The following is a 24,682-nucleotide window of genomic DNA, read 5'->3' as shown; positions in this document are numbered from 1 at the left end:
AATAGTTTTAATAAAATGAATTAAAAAACAAAATGATAAATTAATTTTAAAAAATCCCATTTATTCCTAAAAAGTGGGATTTTTTGTATTTTTTCGAAAATTATACAAAAATTAAAAAAGAGTATAATAAAAATGATTTATTAATAATATAAATTAAAAATTAAAGGAGAAATATGTCTGAAAAAAATAAAAATGCTAAAGCGCGAAAAGTGCTTTTAACATTAGCAGCAACATCTGCTACTGTGATTGCCCCACTCGCTTCGCTTTCATTAACTGGAAATACAAGTGATGAAGCAAATGCTGTAGCAGGTTTTATTGCTGATAGAACTGTTGAAGGAAACCCAGAAGTAAAAGAATATACTGATATTAGAAGTAGATATTTTGGTGTCAAAAGAGATGGCGAAAAAATATACTACAAAATACCTGATGACCAAAGTAATAAAAATATGAACTCTTTAAATAAATTTGAAAGAGAAAATATAGAAAATAGTCTAGAAAAAGGTAGAAAAGAAGCTCAAAAGATGGTTAAATTCATTCATGAACCAACCGAAAATGATTGAAATTTAGCTGAGCAAACATGAGAAATAGCTTATGATACCGGCTTACTAGAAGGAGAAAGTGAATATTCACCAGGTCAAAGAGCTATAGGTTTTTCACTTTCAAATGATTTGGAAGTTATACCTGGAACAATTTCATTAAGACTTGAATACACAAATAGAAATTATCAAGGTAATATGACCTTTTATAATAATGGTGTCACTTGAGGAAATCCTGATACATTACCAGGATATGAAGATCCTGCTAAAAATGATTTCTTTAGTTATGACCATGATTCAAAAGTTAAACAATATGATAAATTAAAGGGATTTTATTTAAGATTTGCTGACAAAGACAAAAAATTTGATTTTTCTGCAGATCAAGCTTTTGACCATGAATCATATTGAATGAAAAATATGACTTTTGATATAGAATCAGGTTCTAAATCAAAAGGAAATCTTCTTTATTCTAGTGAAGATAGAGATCTGGCAAATAGAAAAATGGAAATAAATATTTTTCCTGCATTAACTAGCCACGCAAACAATTGAATAAACTATAGACCTAGAATTAATGGAATAGAGTTTTTAACATCTGATGTAGATAAAAAAGATAAGAATTTAGGTGCTTATTCACCATATGTTATGGATGAACTTTTATCTCGTAGTATAGCTGCTGATTTCGGGATTGATGGCTTATTACATGTTTTTGGATCCGCAATTGCAAAAGAAAAAAGTGATAATCCTAACTCTTGACCATCAAAAATATATTCTGCAAATGAAAAGATTGACGAATTTTATAAAACAAAAAATTTTAATACATACAATCAATTCAATCAAAATACTGGTACACTATTTTTAATTAATGTGGATAACGGTTATGAGTACTATCCAAATTGAGGGTTTGGATGATATAATGATGCCAAAAAAGCTTATAAAATATATTTAAAATTTAAAACAAGAAGAAAAATGGAAAATGTGTATTCTGCCAGTCTCAAAGGTGAAGACACTAGAAAACCAGAAATAAATTCATTTTTAAATAAATCCCAAATGAAGTCATATGTATCTGGTTTATATCATGCAGATTACTACTACAACAGATATGAATTTTCTAATGCAGATAATTCTCCAACTGTAAATGGTAGACAAGCTTATCAATATACTGCTGAAGCTACAAGCTTTGCTGAGAGAAGTGATAATAGAAATGTTACATTTAATATATCTGAAAAATTGCAAAGAAGAGAAGCTAGAAATGATAAATTCCCTAAGATTGCTGGATATAACATTTATAATGGTGAACAATTAATTGATACAGTACAAGTACCTTGAGAAGATGATAAAAATAGAGAAGTATACCTCCAAAAAGGAAGATTTAACACAAAATTAAATGTTAAATTAAATATATCTTCTCTAAATGATATTTCAAATTTAAACAATATATTTATAAAACCATATTATAGTGGTGATGCCTCTGAAGGCGCATTTAAATATAATGTCACACCACAAAAATTTACATTTAATAAAGATTTAGCAACATTAACAGGAACACTTGAATATGTTGTTTCTGATGAACAAAAAGCTAAAGAACTATTAGAAGATAAACTTTCTAAGAGTACTTTAGATTCTGACTTATTATACGATAACACACCTTTAACTATCAATCAACGTTCTGCAATTAGAGCAGCTTTAGGATTTGATTACGATAGAAAAAGATTTGGCGGAAGTAGAGCAAAACCACCAATTTCTACTAGATATAATGGTTTTTGATATGACTTAATTAAAGAAATTAGTAAAGCTAATAAAGATAAAGAAGAGTTATCAAAAGCAAATACTAATATAACTAATGATGTAAATTATAGACTTTCATCAAATCGTTCAACATTAGAGTCACTAATCAAAGAAATTGACAAGCTTAAAAAGAGCAATTTAGAAGGCTTCAAAATAGGAATTTCCTATCCAACTAATGAAGTATACTTCGAAAATGGGCTCGATCCTAGAAAAATGGACTTTAAAGGAACAATTGACAAATTCAACGATGAAGTAAATAAAATGAATGGTAAGTCAAAATATGATCAAATTGTTAATGAAATTGAAGTAGCTATTTCCAAATATGAAAATACTAGTCAATTATATAAATTAACAAAATATCTTGACAATAACAAAAAACAAGAAAATAAACCATTAATTGATTTACAACCACTGAAAGAAAACTGAACTTTATTAAAAGAATATTTACATGATAATGTCAAATATGAAGATTTAAATAGTTTTCAAAACGAATTAAATAATTATGTTAATAATTATGCTAATAATTCGGTAATTGAAAAATTATCTGCGATTTCAGGAAATGGTATTGAAGACTCCACAGTTAAAGAATTTTTAAAACCATTTGCACTATTTAATCAAAATCAAAATTTAGAAATTAGTACTGATTTAAAGAGTGGAATTGAAAATGTTTTAAATGATTTAAATCTTAACAATCTGAGAAATGATGCAAAAAATAATCAACTTAAGAGTGCATTATTTACAGAAAAATTCTATTCAGATTTTGAAAAAATGGCTACATCAGATTCAAACAATACTGAAATTAAAGGACTATCATATAGTTTAAAACCTGAAACTAAGACTTATATTGCAAGTAAATTTGCCACTTTAATTTCAAATAAAAATATCTTTGAATTTATCAAAGGAAAAAATGCAGCCAATAAAGAAATTTCAGACAAAATTAATAATTTATTAGTTGAAAAGAAATTTAATTATTGAAACAAAATAAAAGCTTTTATTTCACAAATTTTAACTTCAAATGTTGTAACAAATCAAGAAGTTGAAAACTTATTTGCACCTTTAAAACTAGTTGTTGAAGAAATTAATAATTTCGAAAATACCATTGTTCTAGCTGATTCAGGATTTAGTGATGCTTTATATGCTTATGCATTTAATACATGATTAATAAATAACGACAAATATTATTTATTAGAAGAAACCGATAAAAATACTATTAAAGCAAAAATAACAGCATTAATTAACGAAATTGCACAAATGCTCAAGACAGAAGCCAACAAAGAAGTTCTAAAAACAAAATCATTGGCTACAAATGATAAATATTTAGAATCTATTTTAAAAGCTAAAATTCAATTAAAAGACAGTAAATCTGTTGCTGAACAATTATTAAAAACTTCAAGCAACAATGAATTAATAAAAACTAAAGAAGAATTATCTAAATTAATTGAAGATAATATACAATATCAAGCTTTAAAAATTGCAGCAGCAAAAGCAAAAGAAAAACTTACAACGCAATATAATAATGTTCAAAATGCAGAACTCTTGAAAAAATTCAATGAATTAGTCAATAATTCTACTGCTAAGTATCTTTTAGCAAAAAAACGTATTGAAGCCGATCAAGGGGATTCGTTCTATAAAACAAATGGTGAAGTTTTAAATGATTGAAATTCATTTGGAAACTTCTACTCATTAAATGCTTTATCACGCGATAAATATGAAAAAGAAATTAATGATTTAAAAGTAGCTAAAGATGCTTATGTTGATCAATTTTACAAAAATGAATTAGATAAAATAGCTAATTTAAATAAAGCTATTACTGATTTAATTAATAAAATTAATTCAACACAATTAGCAAGCTCTTCTAAAGAAATTCTAATAAATATGACTAAGCAATCTGCTGATATTGATGAAGTAAAGAAAATTGGCGAAAAAATTGATGAGATAATAAGTCAAACTAATAAGCTTGATGATTTAATTAACAAAGTTAATAATATTATAGAAACTAATCAACCTGAATATAAATTTGCTTCTAATGATCCTAAAAATAAATTTGATGGAATAAAATCATGATTATTAAATGCAAAGAATCTAGTATTAAATAGAAAAATTGAAGATAATATATCAGAATTAGATAAATTAGCAAAACAACTTAATGCAGTTAGCGACCAAGGGATTAAAGTTCAAAATGCTTTAGATGGTAATGAAAAACTTAAAGAAGTGCAAGATAAAGTCACAAAAGAAGCACTCCCTAACTTTACAGATGAGCAAATTAAAAATTTAAAAGAAGCTTTAAAAAATGCAAATGACCTAGCAGATGCAAATGCAAAAGTTGAACAATATAAACAACTAAACGATTCTATTGCAACTGGAAATGGGCTTGCAAGTCAAATTGAATCTGTCAAGTCAGAAAGCAAATATATTAATTCTGAAACAACTCTTAAAAACAATTATGATACCTCATCTAAAGCATTAAAAGATATTTTAGACACATATAGCAACAAAATCGATCAATATAAAAATACTAATCCAGATACTTGAACAAATAACTTACCTTTATTAAAAAATGAAATAGATAGAATTGTTAACAAGTATAACAGCGATTTAGCAGCCTTAAATGGTGATACAGCTTTAAGAAATTTAATTGATAGCAAAAAAGAAGAAATTTCTAAATTCAATAATATTTCCGAAAGTTTAAAAAACACATTTAAAGATAAAGTTGGTCAAGAAAAAACAGTTGATGCTGTAAATTCAAAATTTGAAGAATTAAAAGCTATTGATCAAGAATATGGAAAAGCTGTTACTAAAATTACTGAGCTAAAAGGGCTTGTTCCAACTAGCGATAAATTTGAAGCCTTAAATGGTGAAGCTGAATTTGAAACATTAAAACAACACCTTGCTACATATGAAAATAATTTTGATAATAATAGTAAAGGTAATGTTGATCAAAGTAAAGAGAATATTACAAGTATTATTAATAATATCTCTAAAGATATTAAAACAATTGAAGACAAATACAATGAATTCTTGCAATATAAAGAAACTGTTAAAAATACAGAAATTAATAATCTAACTAATTTAACAGCAGCTCAAAAAGAAGAATTTAAAAAACAAATTGATGCAGCTAAAAATAAATCAGCAGTTGAATACATTGTAAAAGAAGTGGAAGAAATTGATAGTGTAATGTCAGACTTGCGCCAAGCATATACTGGTGCTACAGATGCAAAATCAACTCCAAAATACATCAATGCGTCAAATGAACCTAAAACTCACTTTGATAAAATTGTCGCAGAGCCAAGTAACAATCCAAATAATGTTTCAAGCGTCTCATTTGAAAAAATCAATTCAATTAAAGAAAGTATTCTAAATGCTACAAAAGCACTAGATGGTGATACACAATTAAATAATGCTAAGAATACTGCAAAAGAAGAAATCAAGAAGTTAAACAATATAACTGAAAAACAAAAAGAAAAGTTAAATAATTTAATTGATAATCAAACTGAAACTGAAAAAATTACAGATTTAGTTTCAAAAGCTACTTCATTTGATAAAGAAATTCAAGACTTAAAAGATCAAAAAGCAACTGATGCAACAAATAAAACTTCAATCAAATATACTCAAGCTGATCCTGAATTACAAAGTAAATTTGATACTAAAGCTGATGAAATTGTTGCCAAAATTGGCGAACTTGAAAAAATTGTGCTTGATGATGATTTATTAAATGCAACAAACACAAAAACTGAAGTAGATAAATTAATTCAAGATACTAAAGATGCATACACAGAATTAAATGGTGATACTAAATTATCAAATGCTAAATCTGAAGCTAATGGTACTCTTGGTGCCTTAAATAATTTAAATGATGCAGTAATCAATGCATTTAAAGAAAAAGTTGCTCAGGCAAACACACTTACTGAAGTAAATGATATTAAAAATAAAGCAGTTACTCAAAATGATCAAATAGCAAAAATTTTGGAATCATTAACTGCAGCTGATACATTAAAGAAAAATACTTCAGTATATAATAAAGCAACTGAAGAACAAAAACAAGCATTAGAAACAGCTATTAAAGATGTTAAAGATAATATATTAGATACTTCAGCTAAAAAGATGAAACCTAATAATTTAACAGATCAATTACAAGCTAAAAAAGAAGCAATTGATAATGCTATTAAAGCAATTAATGAGCTTTCAAATGAAATTTCAGCTGAACAGCAAAAAGCAAAAGACACTATTGAAAATCTTGAAAACTTAACTAAGGATCAAAAAGATGATTTAAAATCAAAAGTTGATTTAGCAACAACTAAAGATGCTATTGATGAAGTAGTAACTACAGCTACAGGATTAGATAAAGTTACAAAAGACTTAAAAGATCAAATTGATGCTGCTAAAAGTGTTAATAAAGAAGAAAATAATTATAAATTTGCTGATCCTGATAAACAAAATGCTTTTGAAAAAGCTTTAAAAGAAGCTACAGATGCTTTAGGAGCTGGATTAGCTAACAAAGATAAATCTGCAATTACAAAATTAGCTAATGACTTAAAAGAAGCTATTAGCAAGCTAAATGGTGATGAAAAACTTAAAACAAATAAAGAAGCAGCTAAACAAGCTATTGAAAAATTAGATCAATTATCAGGGGCACAAAAATCTAACTTAAAAGATAAGATTGCAAATGCAAAAGATGATTCAGAAGTTCAAAGTCTAAAAGATGCTGCTGAAAAATTAAATAAAGCTTTAAAAGATGCTCAAGCTGCTGCACAAGAAGCAGAAAAAGCTAAAAATACTAATAACTATACTCAAGCTTCACAAGATAAGAAATCTGCTTTAGATACTAATAAAGCAACTCTTGATCAAGAAATTAAGAAAGCTAAAGAAACTAATTCATTTAACGATGTTAATGAAATTAACAAGTTAACAGAAGAATTAAATAAGGCAACACAAAATTCAAATACAGCTAAAGACTCTCTTGATGGTAACGCATTATTATCACAAGCTAGAGATAAGGCTAATAAAGCATTAGAAGCAACAACACATTTATCTCCTGAATATAAAAAAGCTTTAAAAGATCAAATTACAGCTGCACAAGATATTGCAACATTAAATGAACTTACAGCTAAAATCCCAGCACTAGATGTAGCATCAGATAATTTAGACCAAGTTGCTAAAAAACTTGCTGAAGCAATAAAAGATCCTGAATATGCAAACGCTAGTGAAGAGACAAAAGTTAAAGTAGCTCAAGCTGAAAAATTAAATAATGAATTATTAGCAAATAGTTTATTAGTAAATGGAAAAGAACAAGCAGCTATTACAAGTGCAATTGAAACAAATAATTCTGCCTTAGAAGCGATTAAAGCTGACAAAGAAGCCTTAGCAAATGCTAGAACTAAAGCAAAAGAAGATTTAGCTAACTTAACCAATTTATCTCAACACCAAGTTGATGCAATTACACAAGCAATCGATGCTGCTAATACAACAGCTAAAGTAACAGAAGTTATAAATAATGCTCAAACATTAAATACTGATATGGGTGAACTTATTACTGCATACAACAAATTTGATAATGCTAAATCAGAAACTAAATATACTCAAGCTTCTGAAACAAGTAAAAATAATTTTGATAAAGAATATGCTAACAAGCAAACTTACTCAAAAGACACTCAAACAAGTACTCAACCTTCTGAAATTAAAAAAGTAACAGATACCATTAAAGGAATTTACAATGCCTTAGATGGTGAAGCTGAACTTGCAAAAGCTAAACAAGAAGCTAAAGATAAAGTTGAAAAATTATCAAATCTAGATCAAACTGCTAAACAAGCTGCTAGTGAATCAATTGATAAAGTTACAACTAAACAAGCAGCTAAAACTATTGCAGATAATGAGTCTAACTTAGATCATGCAATAACGGATGCAAATAATGTAATAAAACAATCTGAAACTATCAAAGACACTCCTCAATATAAAGAAGCTACAGATAGTAAACAAACAACATTTGATAAGGCTTTTGAAAGCTTAAAAGAAGCAATAACAGCTGCAAAAGCTCAAAATGATACAGACAAAATTGTTCCTACTACTAAAGAACTTAATGATAAAACAAGTACTCTAAAATCAGCAAATGATGCTCTTGATGGAGATACTAATTTAGAATCAGCTAAAAAAGTTGCTAAAGCTGTTGTTGAAGCATTAACAAATATTGATTCACCAGTTAAGAAGCACTTCGAGGATGAAATTGATACTAAAAAATCAACAAAAGAAATTAATGCTATTGCTGATCAAGCTAAAGCAGCTGACACAGCTACAAAAGAATTAATTGATGTAGTTGCAAAAGCAAATGAACTTAAAGCTAAAGCTGATTATAATGTTGTTCAAGAAGACAAAAAACAAGCTTTAGATCATGCTTTAGAAACTGCTAAAAATCTTTTAACAACTTCAGGAGATAAGCTTAAAGCTAATACTCCAACTGAAAGTATTAATAATGCTAAAGAACAATTATCTCAAGCTATTATTCAAGCCTCTGGACAAGCTGATGAAATTTTAAAAGCTCAAAATGCTGCTAAAGATCAAATTGATAAGTTAACTCATCTCACTGATCAACAAAAACAAGCATTAAAACATGAAGTTTCAGCTGCATTAACAAATGAAGCTATTGAAAAAGTAGTAACAAAAGCTCAAGAACTTGATAAAGCTACTGAAGAATTTAAAAAAGCGATTGCAGAAGCTGAAAAAGTTGATAAATCTGATAAGAAATATAAATATGCAGATGAAAACAAACAAAAAGAATTTGATTCTGAATTAAAAGATGCTCAACTTGAACTTGCTAAAGGATTAGCTGATAAAACTAAAGAGCAAATTAATGAATTAAGTAAGAAATTAGCTGATGCTCAAAAAGCACTTAATGGTGATAGTAAATTATCTGACACCAAAACAGAAGCTAAAAACAAAATTAATGATTTAAATAATTTAACTCAACCTCAAAAAGAAGCTATCAAAAATGCAATTGATAAAGCAACTAGTCCTGAAGATGCAAATAAATTAGCTTAAAAAGCAAAAGAATTAGATGAAGCTCTTGCTAAAGCAAAACAAGCTCAAACTGCTGCACAAGAAGTTAAAAAGACACCTAAATTTACAGAAGCTTCAAGCGAAACATCTACACCATTTAATTCAGCTGCAGGTGATTTAGATAAAGAAATTTCTGAATCAACCACAACAACTGATTTAGATAGTGAAGAAAAACTTAGTGCCTTAATTAAAGGTCTAAAAGAAAATACAACTAAGACAAATGATACAAATAATGCTTTAGATGGACAAAGTCGTTTAGAAAAAGCTAAAGCAGAAGCTAATGGTGTTATTGATGCTGCTTCTACTTTATCTCCAGCAGCCATTGATACTTTTAAACAAGCTGTAAACAATGCTCAAACAATAGCAACAGTAAATCAAGAAAAAGAAACTGTTATCCAAGCTAAAGAAGCTGCTAAAAGTCTAATTGACAATTTAGCAAAAGTCAAAGCAGCAATACAAGCTGCCGGAACCTCATTAAATAGTGCGATCGCTCAAGAAGCAAATAATGCTATAACAAAAGCTGAAGAATTCTTAGATGATAATAAATTAAAGAACCAAGCTGATATAGATGAAGTTAAGAAAGCTTCAGAAAAATTAGTCCAAGTTCTTGGCAAAATTCAAGATAATGTTCAAGCATTAAAGAATGCTCAAGATAGTGCAATTGATACTATTAACAAGTTGCCTAACTTATCTAATACTCAAAAACAAGCTTTAATAAATGAAGTTAAAGCAAGTGAAACACCAGAACAAGTTAATACAGCTGTAACAAAAGCAAAAGATTTAGATACTGCAATTGGTAAGTTAAAAGATGATCTAAATTCATTAACTGGACTTAAAACTCAAGATAATTACAAATTAGCAGATCCAAATAAACAAGCAGATCTTGATAATGTTGCAAATGATGCTGAAAATATTAAGAATCAAGCTGGTGCTGCTTTAGATAAAAAAGCTATCGAAACCTTAAACAAGAAGATAGATGATGTCAAAGCTGGATTAAATGGTGATGCTAATAAACAAGAGGCAAAAGCTCAAATTGATAAATTAAATAATCTTAACTCAGAACAAAAAACTGCTGCTAAAGATAGTTTAAATCAAGCTAATACAAAAGCTGAATTAGATAATAAAGTAGCTCAAGCCCAAGCGTTAGACTTGGCTAAAGGTGACTTAAAAATTGCCCAAGATAGTTTAGATAGTTTAATTAACCAATTTACTAAACCAAATGATAGTAATGAAGCTATCTTAGCTGGATTTAATAATCTAGTAAAACAAATACAAACTGCAAAAGCAAAATTAGAAGCTGCCAATACTCAAGCTAGTCAAGCTTTAGCAAGTGAAACTCTGAATGCAGAAGAAGTTTCTCAAGCTTCAAGTTTAATTACTCAAGCAAAAGACTTAGCTAATGAAACAATTCAAGCTGTGGTAAATAACAATAATGCTATTTTAACAGCAGCAAATGTAGCAAACTTTACTGATTCAAGTGATAAAGAAACTGCAACAAAAGCTGCTCAAAAAGCGCTTGATAAACAAGGAAACTTATATCAAGATATTGCCAATGCTCGTCAAGTGCAACATTTAGCTGCTATAGATGCATTAACTAAATTTAAAGATAGCTTACCTCAAGATCTTAAGGCTTCACAATCATTCCCACTTACATTAACAGGTGCAAAAGAAGAATTACAAGCATCAAATACAAAAGCAAGTGATGATACTATCTTAGCTAAGATTAAACATCAATTAAACAAAGATAAGCTTGCTAAAGCTTATGATGCTGCTTCTATAGCTACAATTAGCTCACAAATGCCTGAAAACTTAAAACAAGAATTTGCAACTGAAAAAGCAAATGCTTTAGAATTACTTAAATATGCTAATACAAATGTAGATACACCAAAAACTACATATGATGCACAAGCTGATAAATTAAATCTTTTATTAGCTAAAAATCATTTAGCAGATGTCATTGCTAAAGGAATGCTTGCACCTAGTTCAAAACAACTTCAAGATGCATTAGCTCAAGCTAAAGAAGCTTTAAATAATAACAATATTAATCAAGAAGCTGTTACAAGTGCTAGTGAAAAACTTGCTAATGAAATTGACAAGGCAAAACTATATGTTTCAATAAATGAAGCTCAAGACTTTGTCAAAGAGTTGCAAGAAGGAAATAAAGACCTTCACAGTAATTTAAGAGATCAAATTGTTAATAAGTTAAATACTCAAGACATTCCAACTGCTCAAAATGCTGCTAATGCTAAGGACACAGAAGCTGGATATAATACAGCAGCAGCTGCCTTAGACAATGCTGTAGCAAATGCTAAAAAGACAATTGCTGATGTTTACAAAACATTAGAAGAATTAAGAGCTAAAATTGCAGCAATGCCAGAAGAAGCTAAATCAGCTGAATTAAAAGCAGCATTAAATGAAACTAAAGATATAAATAAAAATAGTGGTGTAGTTGCTATTGAAAATGCCTTAGATATGTTACAACACAAGTATGCAACTAATGAACTTGATAAAGCTATTGCAGCAGCTCCTGAAATTAATGCTAAGTATGCAAAATTAGTACCAAGCATTATTGAAGAATCAAAAGCTGTAAGCAACAACTCACATGCTAGTTCCCAAGCTATTAAGGATCAATTTGATAAACAACTTTTAAATAATGCTAAAGGTAATGCTTTAAATGAATTAGCTAAATTAAATAACTTAAATAATTCACAAGCAAATAACTTAGCTAATGCTATTGCTCAAGGAAAAACATTGCAAGAAGTTTTACAAACAACCCAACAAGCAAACCAACTTGATAAAGCTATGTCACAATTAAAGGATAATTACAATAAAGTTGATGAAGCATATAAATCAGGTACAAACTTACCATATGAAGCCTTCTTTGTGCCAGCAGATAAACAACAATTTGTCAAGGACACTATTGCCAAAGTTGGAACAGTTGTTCCAATTAATGGCCAAGTTTACTTAAATAACTTACCAGTTGAAGTGGAACAATTAAATAATGATTTAACAAATGCATTAAACTTACTTGGCCAAGCCAAAGGACAAGCAAAAGAAATGGAAGATGAATTCACCAAGTTAAATACAAAAGCACAAAACATTCAAGTTAATGCTAATAAATTATTTAACTCACCAAAAGTAATTCAAGACCAAATCAAAGAATTAGATACTCAAATCAAAGACTTAAGCAAACTATACTTCAATGATCATGCAGCTTACATGCAAGCTGGAAACGCAAAAATGAAACAATTAGTTGAACAATTTAGTGCATTAAATGATCAAGTTGAACAATTCTCACCTCAAGTCTTTATGAAAGATAATGCTCGTATAACACAAGCTCAAGACTTAATTAACAATAATTCACAATATTTAAATGACAGTATTTCTCAAAATACTTTAGCTCAATTTAACAAAGCTACAACATTTGCACAAGCAAATGAAATATTAAACAACCAAGTAAAAGCCGATAAAGAACTAAAAGCTAAAATGGATCAATTAGTAACCAACTTAACAAATACATTAGTTGCCAATGCAACAAATGATCAAAATACTGCTCTAATGCAAGAAATCACTGCAACAGCTAAAAATGCAATTGTTAGCGAATTAAAAGACATGAAAGAAAAAACAGAAACTGTTGCAAATACAAAGAATGCAATCAATACATTATTAAGTAAAGATACTATTGATAAGAAGTTTAAATCAGACTTAGAAACCATTGACAAAGACGTAAAAGCTCTTCCAAGTACACTTAGATATAATTCGTATCCAGAATTTGTAACTGCATTGCAAACTGCTAGCGCTACAGTCAAAAAACATGTAGATGGAATTAAATTATTAATTTCAGCACATGATAACCGTAATGCAGATGAATTAGCTCAAGCTATTGAATTATTAAATAAAGTGGATCAAAAGAACGCTGCATTTGCACAATTGATGCAAGAAAGAAATTACATTGGTATTTTAAAAGATGCTGATAAAAAAGCAATCACAAATGACGAATTAGCCAGTGTGCAAGACTTAAAAGGTACAACAGAATACCAAATGGCCTCACCTGCAATTCAAGCTCTTGTAAATGATGAACTTAACAATAAGAAACCATTAAGATGATGACCATTTGCAGTAGCTGCGTCTGCTCTTGTATGATTAGCTGGATTATTAGCTATCGTCTTAAAAAGAAAATAATATTCAAAAATCTCATAGGTAAATCCTGTGGGATTTTTTATTTTTATCTTGATTTATTAAAATTAAAAAATACCTAATTTAGTTTGTTCAAAATTTTAAAAAAATTCAAAAAGTTAGTTTTAGCACTAAAATAAAGGGGTTTTATTTCTTTTTACTAAAATGATATGAGAAAATAAAAAGTGTATAATTGAATAGTTAATATTTTTTTTATAAATCTGGATACTTGAAGATTTATAGCCTCATAGATTAAAAAATATACAAATTACTTTAAAAAAATTTAAGGAGAAATATGTCGGAAAAACATAAAAATGTTAAAGCCAAAAAAGTGCTTTTAACACTAGCTGCTACTTCTGCAACTCTTGCTGCACCATTAGCTACGCTTTCATTAAATGAAGCAACAAGCGATGAATCAACAGCATCAGCAGCTTTTGCAGCTGATAGAATAGTTCAAGGTAACCCTGAAATTAAAGAATATACAGAACTTAAAAATAGATATTTCGGGTTTTACAGAAAAGACGAGACTATACTTACTTCAGATAGCGAAAGACAAAAACTCGCTAAGTTTACTAAAGAACCAACTTTAGAGGACTGAAATAAACCTGAACAAACTTGAGAAATTAAGTTTGACTCAGGAATACTACAAGGCCATGGCGGATATTCATATGGACAACGTGCTGTAGGTTTTGCACTTTCAAATGATATTGAACTAATTCCTGGTTCAATAACATTAAAATTAGACTATGTAAATAGTTCAACAGGTGGAAAATTTGATTATTATCCAGGGTATAGTTGACGTAACCCTGATAAAAAAGATTACAGCAGTAGTCAAGTAGGAGATAACTCACTATTTTATAATGATGAATGAGAACGTCAATGAAATACTAGAGAATCTTTTGAAGGTCAATTACCGAAAGGATTCTATTTAAGAATTGCTGATAAAAACAAACAATTCTATCCTGGCTCAGAGCAAGATTTTTCAGGAACAAATATCAGAGATTATTGAGTAAAAAACCTTCAATTTGATATTACAAATGGTTCAACCTCAAAAGGAAATATTCTTTATGACATAAATAGAAAGCCTGACAAGAAGTTATCAATCAATACTTTCCCATATCCATATCCTGAATGAAATTATTGATCAGGATACTACCCAAGAATTAATGCTATTGAATACTTAACTACAGATGTTAACAAATCAGCATCAGGTTTAGGTTCACACATTCCATACTTTATGTGAGCTTTAACAACAAGAAACTTAGCAGCTAACTTCGGGTTTGACAACTTAAACAATGTCTTTGGTGTTGCTATAAACAAAGAAAAAGGTGAAAGCCAAAGTTCTTTTGGAACTAAAATCTACAATTATTTAGCTGGTGAATATCGAGACGAAGCATCACGTAAATGAAACCTATATAATCAACTTACAGAAAACACTGGATCAATGTTTTTAATAAATATTGATAATGGAAAAGAAAATTGAGCAGGACAAGGTTATAATGAAGCTAAACCAGCTTATATTATTACTATGAAGTTCAAAACAAAGAAAAGATATGTAGGGGTATTAGAAAACCCAGATAACATTAATGATTATGCTACAAATTCTACTGTTACAAATGCATATCTAAACAATAGACACAATAAATCATTCGTTTCAGCCCTTTACCATGCAGATTACTACAATAATCGTTTTAGTGTAGATAACAATGCGGGTGCTAACCCTACTTCAAATGGTGAAATTGGAAATATGTTTTCAGCAGAAGCTACATCATTTGCTGTTAGATCAAAGAAAAGACATATTCAATTCAATATTACTGAAAACTTAAGAAGAAGAGATGGTAAGGATGATAAATTCCCTCAAATTGATGGATATAATGTTTATAAAGGTGATCAATTAATTGATACAGTTAAGGTATCATGAGATGATACAAAAAATAATGCTTTATATTTAGGAAGAGGTAAATTTAATACAACATTAAATGTTAACCTTGATACTACTAATTTACGTGATATTAATGATTTAAATAATATTACAATTAAACCATATTACAGTGATTCAAACTCATCACGTGCTCAATCATTATTTAAATATAATGTTTCAGGTCAAAAATTCAGTTTTGATATCAACACTGGAATTTTAAGAGGTTCATTAGAATATTCAATTTCTGAAGAGCAAAAAGCTAAAGAAGCCTTAGAGCAAGAATTAAGTAGAAGTCAACTAGATTCTAAATTATTATATGAAGGTACACCATTAACTAGTGTACAACAAGCTTCTATTAAAGCAGCAATTGGCTTTGATTATGATAGAAAAAGATTTGGTGGTTCAACCACTCCATCTACAACAAGATACAATGGATTCTGAAAAGATTTTATTAAACAAATTAGTAAGGCTAATAAAGATAAATTACAGTTATCTCAGGCTAATACTGATGTAAAAAATAGTGTTAACTTTAGATTATCATCTAATAAAACTACAGTTGAAAGCTTAATTAATGAAATTGAAACATTAAAGAGAAATGACATTGATTCATTCAAAATTGGTATCTCACATCCAGACAATGAAGTTTACTTTGTAAACGGGCTCGATCCTAGAAAAGTAGACTTTAAAGGTAAAGTTGAACAATTCAACAAAGAAGTTGCTAAAATGAATGGACAAAGTACTTTTGAGCAAATTGTGTCAGACATTGATGCTAAAATAGCAAAATATGAAAGTACAAATGATTTATATAAATTAGCTAAATATTTAAACAATAGTAAGGCTCAAAATAATGCTGCACTAATTGAATTGCAAGCTTTAAAAGATAACTGAGCTAAATTAAAAGATTATTTACATAATACTGTTGTATTTGAAAACTTAGCTGATTTCAAAACACAATTGGAAACTTATGTAAACAATTATGCTAATAATTCTGTGCTTGAAAAATTAGCTGCATTAGCAGGTAATGGAATTGATAATGCTTCAGTACAACAATTTTTAAAACCATTTGCCTTATCTGGAAAAAACCAAAATTCAGAAATTAATTCAGAATTAAAAAATGGTTTTGAAACAATTCTAAATCAATTAGATATTAACAAGCTATCTAACGCTCTTACAAGCAAGGAAAACCAATCACAAAAAACACAATTAACAAATGCACTATTCATGGAAAAATTCTATGAAGACTTTGCAAAAATTTCTAACTTAAACACTAATAATAAAGCAATTAATAGTTTAGAATACACATTAAGTCAAGATGCTAAAAACTATATTTCAAGACATGCAAATTCATTAGTTCCTAATAATAATGTTTTTGAATTTATTAAAGGAAAGAATGCTGCCACAAAAGCTCTTTCATCACAAATTAACACTTTATTAACAAATAAAAACTTTGACTACTGAGACAGAGTTCAAACATTTGTTTCTCAAGTGTTGCCTTCAAATACTGTTAATGCTCAAGAAGTTTCAAACTTATTTGCACCATTAAAATTAGTAGTTGAAAAAATTAATAATTTTGAAAATGTCATTGCATTAGCTGATTCAGGATTTAGTGATGTCTTATATGCTTATGCATTTAATGATTGATTATTAAACAATAACAAATACTACTTATTAGATCAAAATGATAAGAATACTGTTAAAACAAAAATGAACTCTTTAATGACTGAAATTGCTGAAATGTTAAAAGTTCAAGCAACTCCAGAAGCATTAAAAGCAAAATCATTAGCTTCAAATGAACAATATTTAGAAACAATTCTCAAAGCTAAAATTCAACTAAAAGATAGCAAAACAGTTGCTGACAATTTAGTTAAAACAACTAATACACAACCAATTAAATCAACACAAGATCTAGCTAACTTAATTGAAAATAATATTCAATATCAAGCTTTAAAATTAGCTGCCACAAAAGCTAAAAATAAATTAAATACTGAATATAGCAACATTAAAAATGAAGCTCTTTTAGCAAAATTTAAGAAAGCAGTTGATGATTCTGTTGTTAAATATGATTTAACTGCTACTCGTGTTGCTGCAGACCAAGGGGATGCATTCTATAAAACAAACCAAACTGTTAAATCAGATTGAGAAAAATTTGGAAATTTCTATACATTAAACAATTTAACACGTGAAAACTATGCTAAAGAAATTAATAATTTAAAAACAGCTTCTGATGCTTATGTAGATCAATTCTATAAAAATGAACTTGATAAACTAACAGAATTAAATACAGCTATTGCAAGTTTAATTACTAAAATATCACAATCACAATTATCAGAACAAAACAAAGAATTTTTAAACAACTTAGCTAAAAAATCTGCTGATGTAAATGAAGTAAATAATATTGAACAACAACTAGCAAGATTAAGCGATAAATTTAATCAAGTCGATAACTTAGTTGATCAAACAAATCAAACAATACAAGCTAATGATGTAAATTACAAATTTGCTTCACAAACTCCTAAAAATCAATTTAATTCAATCTTAACATCAGTACCAAAAGTTAAAGGAATCATTGCTGCAAAAGAAATTACAACACTTAAGGATTTAGGTGAATTATCAAAACAACTAGATTCAGTTATTCAATCTATAAATAATAAAAAAGCTGCATTAGATGGTGAAAGACAATTAAACAACTTAAAAAATCAATTAACAGCTAGTGCGCTTCCAAGCTTTTCAGATACACATATTGGATACTTAAAAGATGCTCTTAATAATGCAAATGATTTAGCTGATGCAAGTGCCAAAGTTGAGCAATATAAAGAATTAAATTCAACAATTGCCTCAGCTAAAGAACTTGAAAGTAAAATTAGTGAAACAAAAGCTAAATCTAAATATATAGATGCTACTGATAGCTTGAAAAAAGCTTATGATCTTTCTGCTGAAAAACTTCAAGATGCATTAAAAACATATAGTCCTAAAATTGAGAAGTATAAAGAAAGTAATCCAACAACTTGAACAAATAATTTACCTACTTTAAAAGAAGAAATCAAGCAAATTGCAGATAAATATCAAGCAGATCTTAAAGCACTTGATGGTGATAGCTTATTAACACAAGCAAGAGCAAAAGCACAACAAGCTTTAAATCAAGCTACAAACTTATCACCAGAAACTAAAAAAGCTTTACAATCACAAATTACATCTGCAAAGGATACTAACAGCTTAAAGAACCTTACAGATAAAATTTCTAACCTAGATAATGCTATTCATGGTTTAATTGAAAAAATTAACTCAACCGAGTTATCAAGTGCAAATAAAGATGTATTAAAAAATCTTGCTAAAAAGATTTCAGATATTTCTGAAGTTAAACCTTTTGAAGACAAGATTGATGCTTGAAAAGCTAAATATGATGAAATTGATAACTTAGCTAAACATGTTGATAAAGTTATTGCAGACAATGAGCCAAATTACCAATTTGCTTCAAAAGATCCAAAAGATAAATTTACTGCTTTATCTACAAGTCTTCCTAAAGCAAAACAATTGTTAAGTGAAAGAAAAATTGATGGTACTTCTAAAGAAGCTGCATTTAGGGATTTAGATGCTTTATCAAAACAATTTGAGTTCTTTATTAAAGACGCACAGAAAAAAGAAACAGCTTTAGATGGAAATGCTCAATTTGCTAAAGCAAAAGAAGATGCATCTAATGCTATTGAACAATTACAAAACTTAGATCAAGAAGCTAAACAAGCTGCTAAGGAAGCAATTAAGCAAGCTGAAAATACTCAAGACATTGATGATATTGTTGCTAAAGAAACAGCTTTAAATAACGCAATTGGTGAAGCAAATGAAGCTTTAACTCAAGCTAAAGCACAAAAAGAAACTCCACAATATAAACAAGCAGCAGATGATAAACAAGCAACATTTGATAATGCAATCGAAGACTTGGAACAATTTATAACTACAGCAAAAGCACAAAGCAATTTAGAAAAAGTTGAATCTAACACCCAAGAAATTAAGAACAAGAAAGATGCTTTAATAGCAGCACAAAGAGAACTTGATGGTGATGCTAAAGTAGCTGCTGCAATTGAAGTTGCTAAAGCAGTTATTGATAATTTAGATAGTATAGATACACCTGTTAAAGACTTTTTCAAAGATCAACTTAAAGGCAAAACCTCAATTAAAGAAATTGAAAATATCACAGATAATGCCAAAGCAACTAACGAAGCATCAAGAGAACTAGTTAAAAAGGTTAAAAAGGCTGAAGAACTTAAAAAGAGTCCTGAATACAATTTCATTCAACCAGATAAAGTAGAAGCTTTAGAAAACATGATAAAAGCTGGTAAAGATCTTCTTACAGCAACAGGAGATAAACTTAAAGAGGCTACATTAGTTGAAAATATTAATCGTGCTACTGAGAATTTATCTCAAGCCATTGTTAAAGCTTCAAGTCAAGCTGATTCAATCTTGTCAGCTCAAACTACTGCACAAAATGAAATTGATAAATTACCTCATTTAACAGATCAACAAAAAGAAGCTCTAAAAAGAGAAGTATCTTCTACATTAACCCAAGAAGATATTAATGCTGTAGTTGCAAAAGCTAAAGAATTAGACAAATACACAGATGCATATAAAACAGCAATTGACCAAGCTAAAGCACTTGATAAACAAGCTGATAAATATAAATATGCTGATGATAGTAAACGTCAAGAATTTGATGATGAATTAAAAGATGCTGAAGTTGCTCTTGCTGCAGGATTAGCTGATAAAACTAAAGAGCAAATTGATCAGTTAACTAATAAATTAAAGAATGCTCAAGAAGCCTTAAATGGTGATAATAAATTAGCTGATGCTAAAACAAAAGCACAAGAGAAAGTTCAAGCTTTAGAAAAACTAAGTCAAGAACAAAAAGACGTAATTAAGGATGCTATTAGTAAAGCTACAACACCAGAAGCAATTAACACATTGGCACAAAAAGCTGAAGAGTTAAATGATGCACTTGCTAATGCTAAAAATGTTTTAGAAGCTGCTAATGCAACTAAAACTCAACCACAATTTACAGAAGCTAGTGAACAACCTGCTCAAGCCTTCCAAGCTGCTGTAAATAAATTGCAACAAGATATTACTAATGCAAGTGGAACTGACTTAGATAGTAGTGAAAAATTAGATAATTTAATTAATGCTTTAAAAGCAGATACAAGTAAGACAAATGAAACAAGTAAAGCTCTAGATGGAACTAATCGTCTTGATCAAGCTAAAGCTGAAGCTAATGGTCTTATTACAGCTGCAAATAATCTTTCTCAAGCAGCTAAAGATGCTTTAAAAGACAAAGTAAATAGTGCTACAACTATTGCTGCTGTGCAAGCTCAAAAAGATGCTACTAACAATGCCCAAGAGGCTGCTAAAGAATTAATTGATAACTTAGAAAAAGTTAATAATGCATTACAAGCTGCTGGAAGTTCATTAGATAATGCTATTGTTTCAGAAGCAACAAAAGCTAAAGAACAAGCTCAAAAATTCTTAGATCAAGACAACAAACTAAAAAGTGATGCTGATATTGCTGCAGTTACATCAGCTTCACAACAATTAGGTGAAGTTTTAGCTAAGATTAAAGCAAATGCAAATGCATTGCAAGATGCTAAAACTCAAGCGCTTGAAGCTATTAAACAATTACCAAACTTATCTCAAACTCAAAAAGATGCTTTATCAAATGCTGTTAAAGCTAGTGAAAATACAGCTAAGGTTAATGAAGCTTTAACTAAAGCAAATGAGCTAAATGATATTATTGGAGAGCTAAATAACAATTTAGCTTCATTAGAAAAACAAAAAGAAAGCGTTAACTATAAAGCAGCTGATCAAGATAAACAAGCTCAACTTAATAATGTAGCTAATGATGAAGGAAATATCAAACATCAAGCTGCTGTAACTTTAGATAAAGATACTATTCAAGCTTTAAATGATAGAATTTCTCAAGCTAAAGATGCTTTAAATGGAAATGCTAATGTTCAAGCAGCTAAAGATGAAGTTGCTCAATTAAACAACATAACAGCTGAACAAAAAGAAGCAGCTAACAAACTTCTAGATCAAGTACAAAGCAAAGAAGATTTAGCAAATACATTAGAAAAAGTAAAGAATTTTGATTCTAATAGAGCTAAAGTAACTCAAGCACAAACTGATTTAGATGCTTTAATTAAACAATTTACAAAACCACAAAACCTGAACGATACCCAATTAAGTGAATTTACAAACTTTGTTCAACAAGCTAATGCAGTGAAAGAAGAATTATTAACTGCAAAAGCTGCTGCTACAAGTGCTCATGATGCAACTAGTGAATTAAACTTTGATGCAATAAAAGAAGCGTTATCAAAAGTGCAAGCTGCTAAAACAACTGCTGCTAGTGCACTTGAAGCTATAAATGTAGCAAACCAAGCTATTGTTACTGAAGCAAATATTGCCAACTTTACTCAAGATAATGACAAAGCAACAGCAACACAGGCTAGCCAAAAAGCACTTGATAAAACTGCTAATGTTTTTGAAAGTTTATCTAATGCACGTCAAGTACAACATTTAGCTGCCTTAGATAAGTTAGCTAAATTTAAAGAAAACTTACCACAAGAGTTAAAAGATTCAGCTGCCTTTGCATTAACATTAAATGGAGCAAGTGAAGACTTACAAGCTTCAAGTACAAAAGCTAGTGATGATGCTATCTTAGCTAAAGTTCAACACCAATTAGATAAAGCAAAATTAGCTAAAGCTTATGATGCTGTAACTGCAGCTGTAATTAGTGACCAAATGCCTGAAAACTTAAAACAAGAATTAGAGGCTGAAAAACAAAAAGCTCTAAATATGTTGCAATATGCTAATACAGATGTAAATACACCAAAAGCTACATATGATGCACAAGCTGATAAGTTAAATGTTTTATTAGCTAAGAATGATTTAGCAGCTGCTATTGCTAACGCATCTAATGCTCCTAAGTCAGAACAATTAACTGCAGCCATGTCTCAAGCTAATGAAGCCTTAAATAATGCTTCATTAGATCAAGAAGCAATCAAACAAGCCCTTGATAAACTTGTAAATGAAACAAACAAAGCAAAATTATATGAAGCTATTAAGAATGCAAATGCCTTTGTCAAAGAGTTGCAAGAAGGAAATAAAGACCTTCACAGTAATTTAAGAGACCAAATTCTTAATAAATTAACTACTCAAGATATCCCAACAGCTCAACAAGCAGCTGAAGCTCAAAATAATGCAGCAGGATATAACATGGCAGCTGCAGCTTTAGATAACGCAGTTTCACAAGCTAAAAAGACAATTGCTGATGTCTATAAAGCTTTAGAAGAACTTAGAAGTAAAATTACAAGTATGCCAGAAGCTGATAAATCAGCACAATTACAAGATGCATATGAAGACACTAAAGATATTAATCAAAACAGTGGTGCAGTTGAAATTGAAAATGCTTTAGATAAGTTACAACATAAATACTTAACTAATGAACTTGATAAAGCAATTGCCTCAGCTCCTGTAATAAATGATAAGTATGCAGCATTAGTACCAAGCATTACTAATGAATCTGAAACTATAAGCAATAATTCTCATGCAAGTGAAGCTGAAGTTAAGTCTCAACTTGAAAAACAACTTTTAAATAACGCTAAAGGAAATGCTTTAAACACTTTACCTGGATTAAATAACTTAAATACTGATCAAGCTAAAGCGTTAGCTAACTTAATGGCCCAAGCTAATAATGATGAGCAATTAGCCAAGGTGCAAACACAAGCACAAGAGTTAAATAAAGCTATGGGAGAATTAAAAGAAACATATGCTAAAGTAGAACCTGCTTATACAACAGGAAATAACTTACCATATGAATTCTTCCTAACTCCTGCAAATAAACAAGAATTTATTAAAGATACTATTGCAAAAGCAGGAAATATCATTCCAGCTAATGGTGAAATTTATTTAGACAACTTACCTGCCCAAGTTGTTGCCTTAAATAATGATTTAAAGAATGCTTTAGACTTACTTGGAGCAGCTAAAGGAAAAGCTGCTTCAATGCAAGAAGAGTTTGCTCAATTGAAGAATAAAGCAAATAGTATCCAAGTTAATGAAGATAAATTATTTAACTCACCAAAAGCATTGCAAGAAAAATTAGCTACAACAAAAGCACAAATTACAGAATTAAGTGATAAATTTGAAAATGATCATGCTGCTTACATGCAAGCAGGAAATGCTAAAATGCAAGAATTAGTTGATCAACTTAGTGATTTAAACAAGCAAGTTGAACAATTCTCTGCTGAAGTCTTTATGAAGGATAATGCTCGTATTACTCAAGCTCAAAATACAATTAACAGTAATTCAGAATACTTAAATAATAATGTAGCAAAAGAAACTTTAGCTGCCTTCGATAGTGCTACAACATTTGCACAAGCAAATGAAGCTTTAGCAAGCCAAATAAACACAAATAATGATATAAAAGCTAAAATTGATAAGTTAGTGGCCAACTTAACAGATTCATTAACAACAAATACCTCTCATCCAGATAACAATCAATTAATGGCACAAATCGCATTAAAAGCTAAAGAAGAAATTGTAACTCAGCTTGAAAACATGAAAATCGCAACAGAAAATGCAATTCTTATTAGAGACAACTTAAATGGATTATTAAATAGTAACAATCTTGATAAGTCATTTAACACTGAATTAGAAAATGTATTATTAGCAGCAAATAATTTCCCTGCTACAAGATTTGATTCATATCCAGAATTTAATACAGCGCTTGAAAATGCAAGCGAACAAAATAAAAACCATGTTAATGGAATTAATTTATTAGTTTCTGCAGTTAAGACACGTAATGCTGATCAATTAGCTGAAGCAATCACATTACTTGAACAAACTGATAAAAAGAATGCTAAATTAGCAAAACTAATGCAAGAAAATAATTACCTCGCAATCTTAACTGATGCAGATCAAAAGGCTATTACTAAAGATCAATTAGCAACTGTAGCTGCAATGAAAGATTCAGAACAATATCAAAATGCTTCACCAGCAGTCCAAGCCTTACTTGGAGAAGACTTATCTGGTAAGAAACCATGAATTTGATGACCAATTGCAGTAACTGTGTCAGCTATTGCATGAGTAGCTGGTATGTTAGCTATTCTTTTAAAAAGAAAATAATAAATCTTAAATCTCATAGGTAAATCCTGTGGGATTTTTTTATATCCCTATGGTA

At 29.2% G+C, this 24,682-nt stretch carries 3 protein-coding genes and 1 pseudogene; all 4 read left to right on the top strand.

The window, feature by feature from the left end:
• Positions 1-173: 173 nt before the first annotated feature.
• The 4 genes and pseudogenes from ACM0L0_RS02295 (at position 174) to ACM0L0_RS02280 (ending at position 24,627) form a co-directional block, all read left to right on the top strand.
• The gene (locus tag ACM0L0_RS02295) at positions 174-9,350 is read left to right on the top strand and encodes a hypothetical protein (RefSeq protein WP_416738367.1); all 9,177 of its coding nucleotides are present in this window, start codon (positions 174-176) and stop codon (positions 9,348-9,350) included.
• A gap of 12 nt (positions 9,351-9,362) precedes the next feature.
• Positions 9,363-9,695: pseudogene (locus tag ACM0L0_RS02290) on the top strand (hypothetical protein); the annotation flags it as partial.
• Positions 9,696-10,046: 351 nt separating this feature from the next.
• Positions 10,047-13,550: a GA module-containing protein gene (locus tag ACM0L0_RS02285; protein WP_416738366.1), complete on the top strand. Its 3,504-nt coding sequence runs from the start codon at positions 10,047-10,049 to the stop codon at positions 13,548-13,550.
• A 289-nt stretch (positions 13,551-13,839) separates the two neighbouring features.
• Positions 13,840-24,627, top strand: a complete 10,788-nt coding sequence (locus ACM0L0_RS02280) for a hypothetical protein (protein WP_416738365.1) — start codon at positions 13,840-13,842, stop codon at positions 24,625-24,627.
• The last annotated feature ends 55 nt before the right edge of the window (positions 24,628-24,682 follow it).

It is taken from the genome of Mycoplasma razini (genome assembly GCF_048076865.1).
Lineage (GTDB): Bacteria > Bacillota_I > Bacilli_A > Mycoplasmatales > Metamycoplasmataceae > Mycoplasmopsis.
This window is presented reverse-complemented; position numbering and strand designations above follow the sequence as displayed.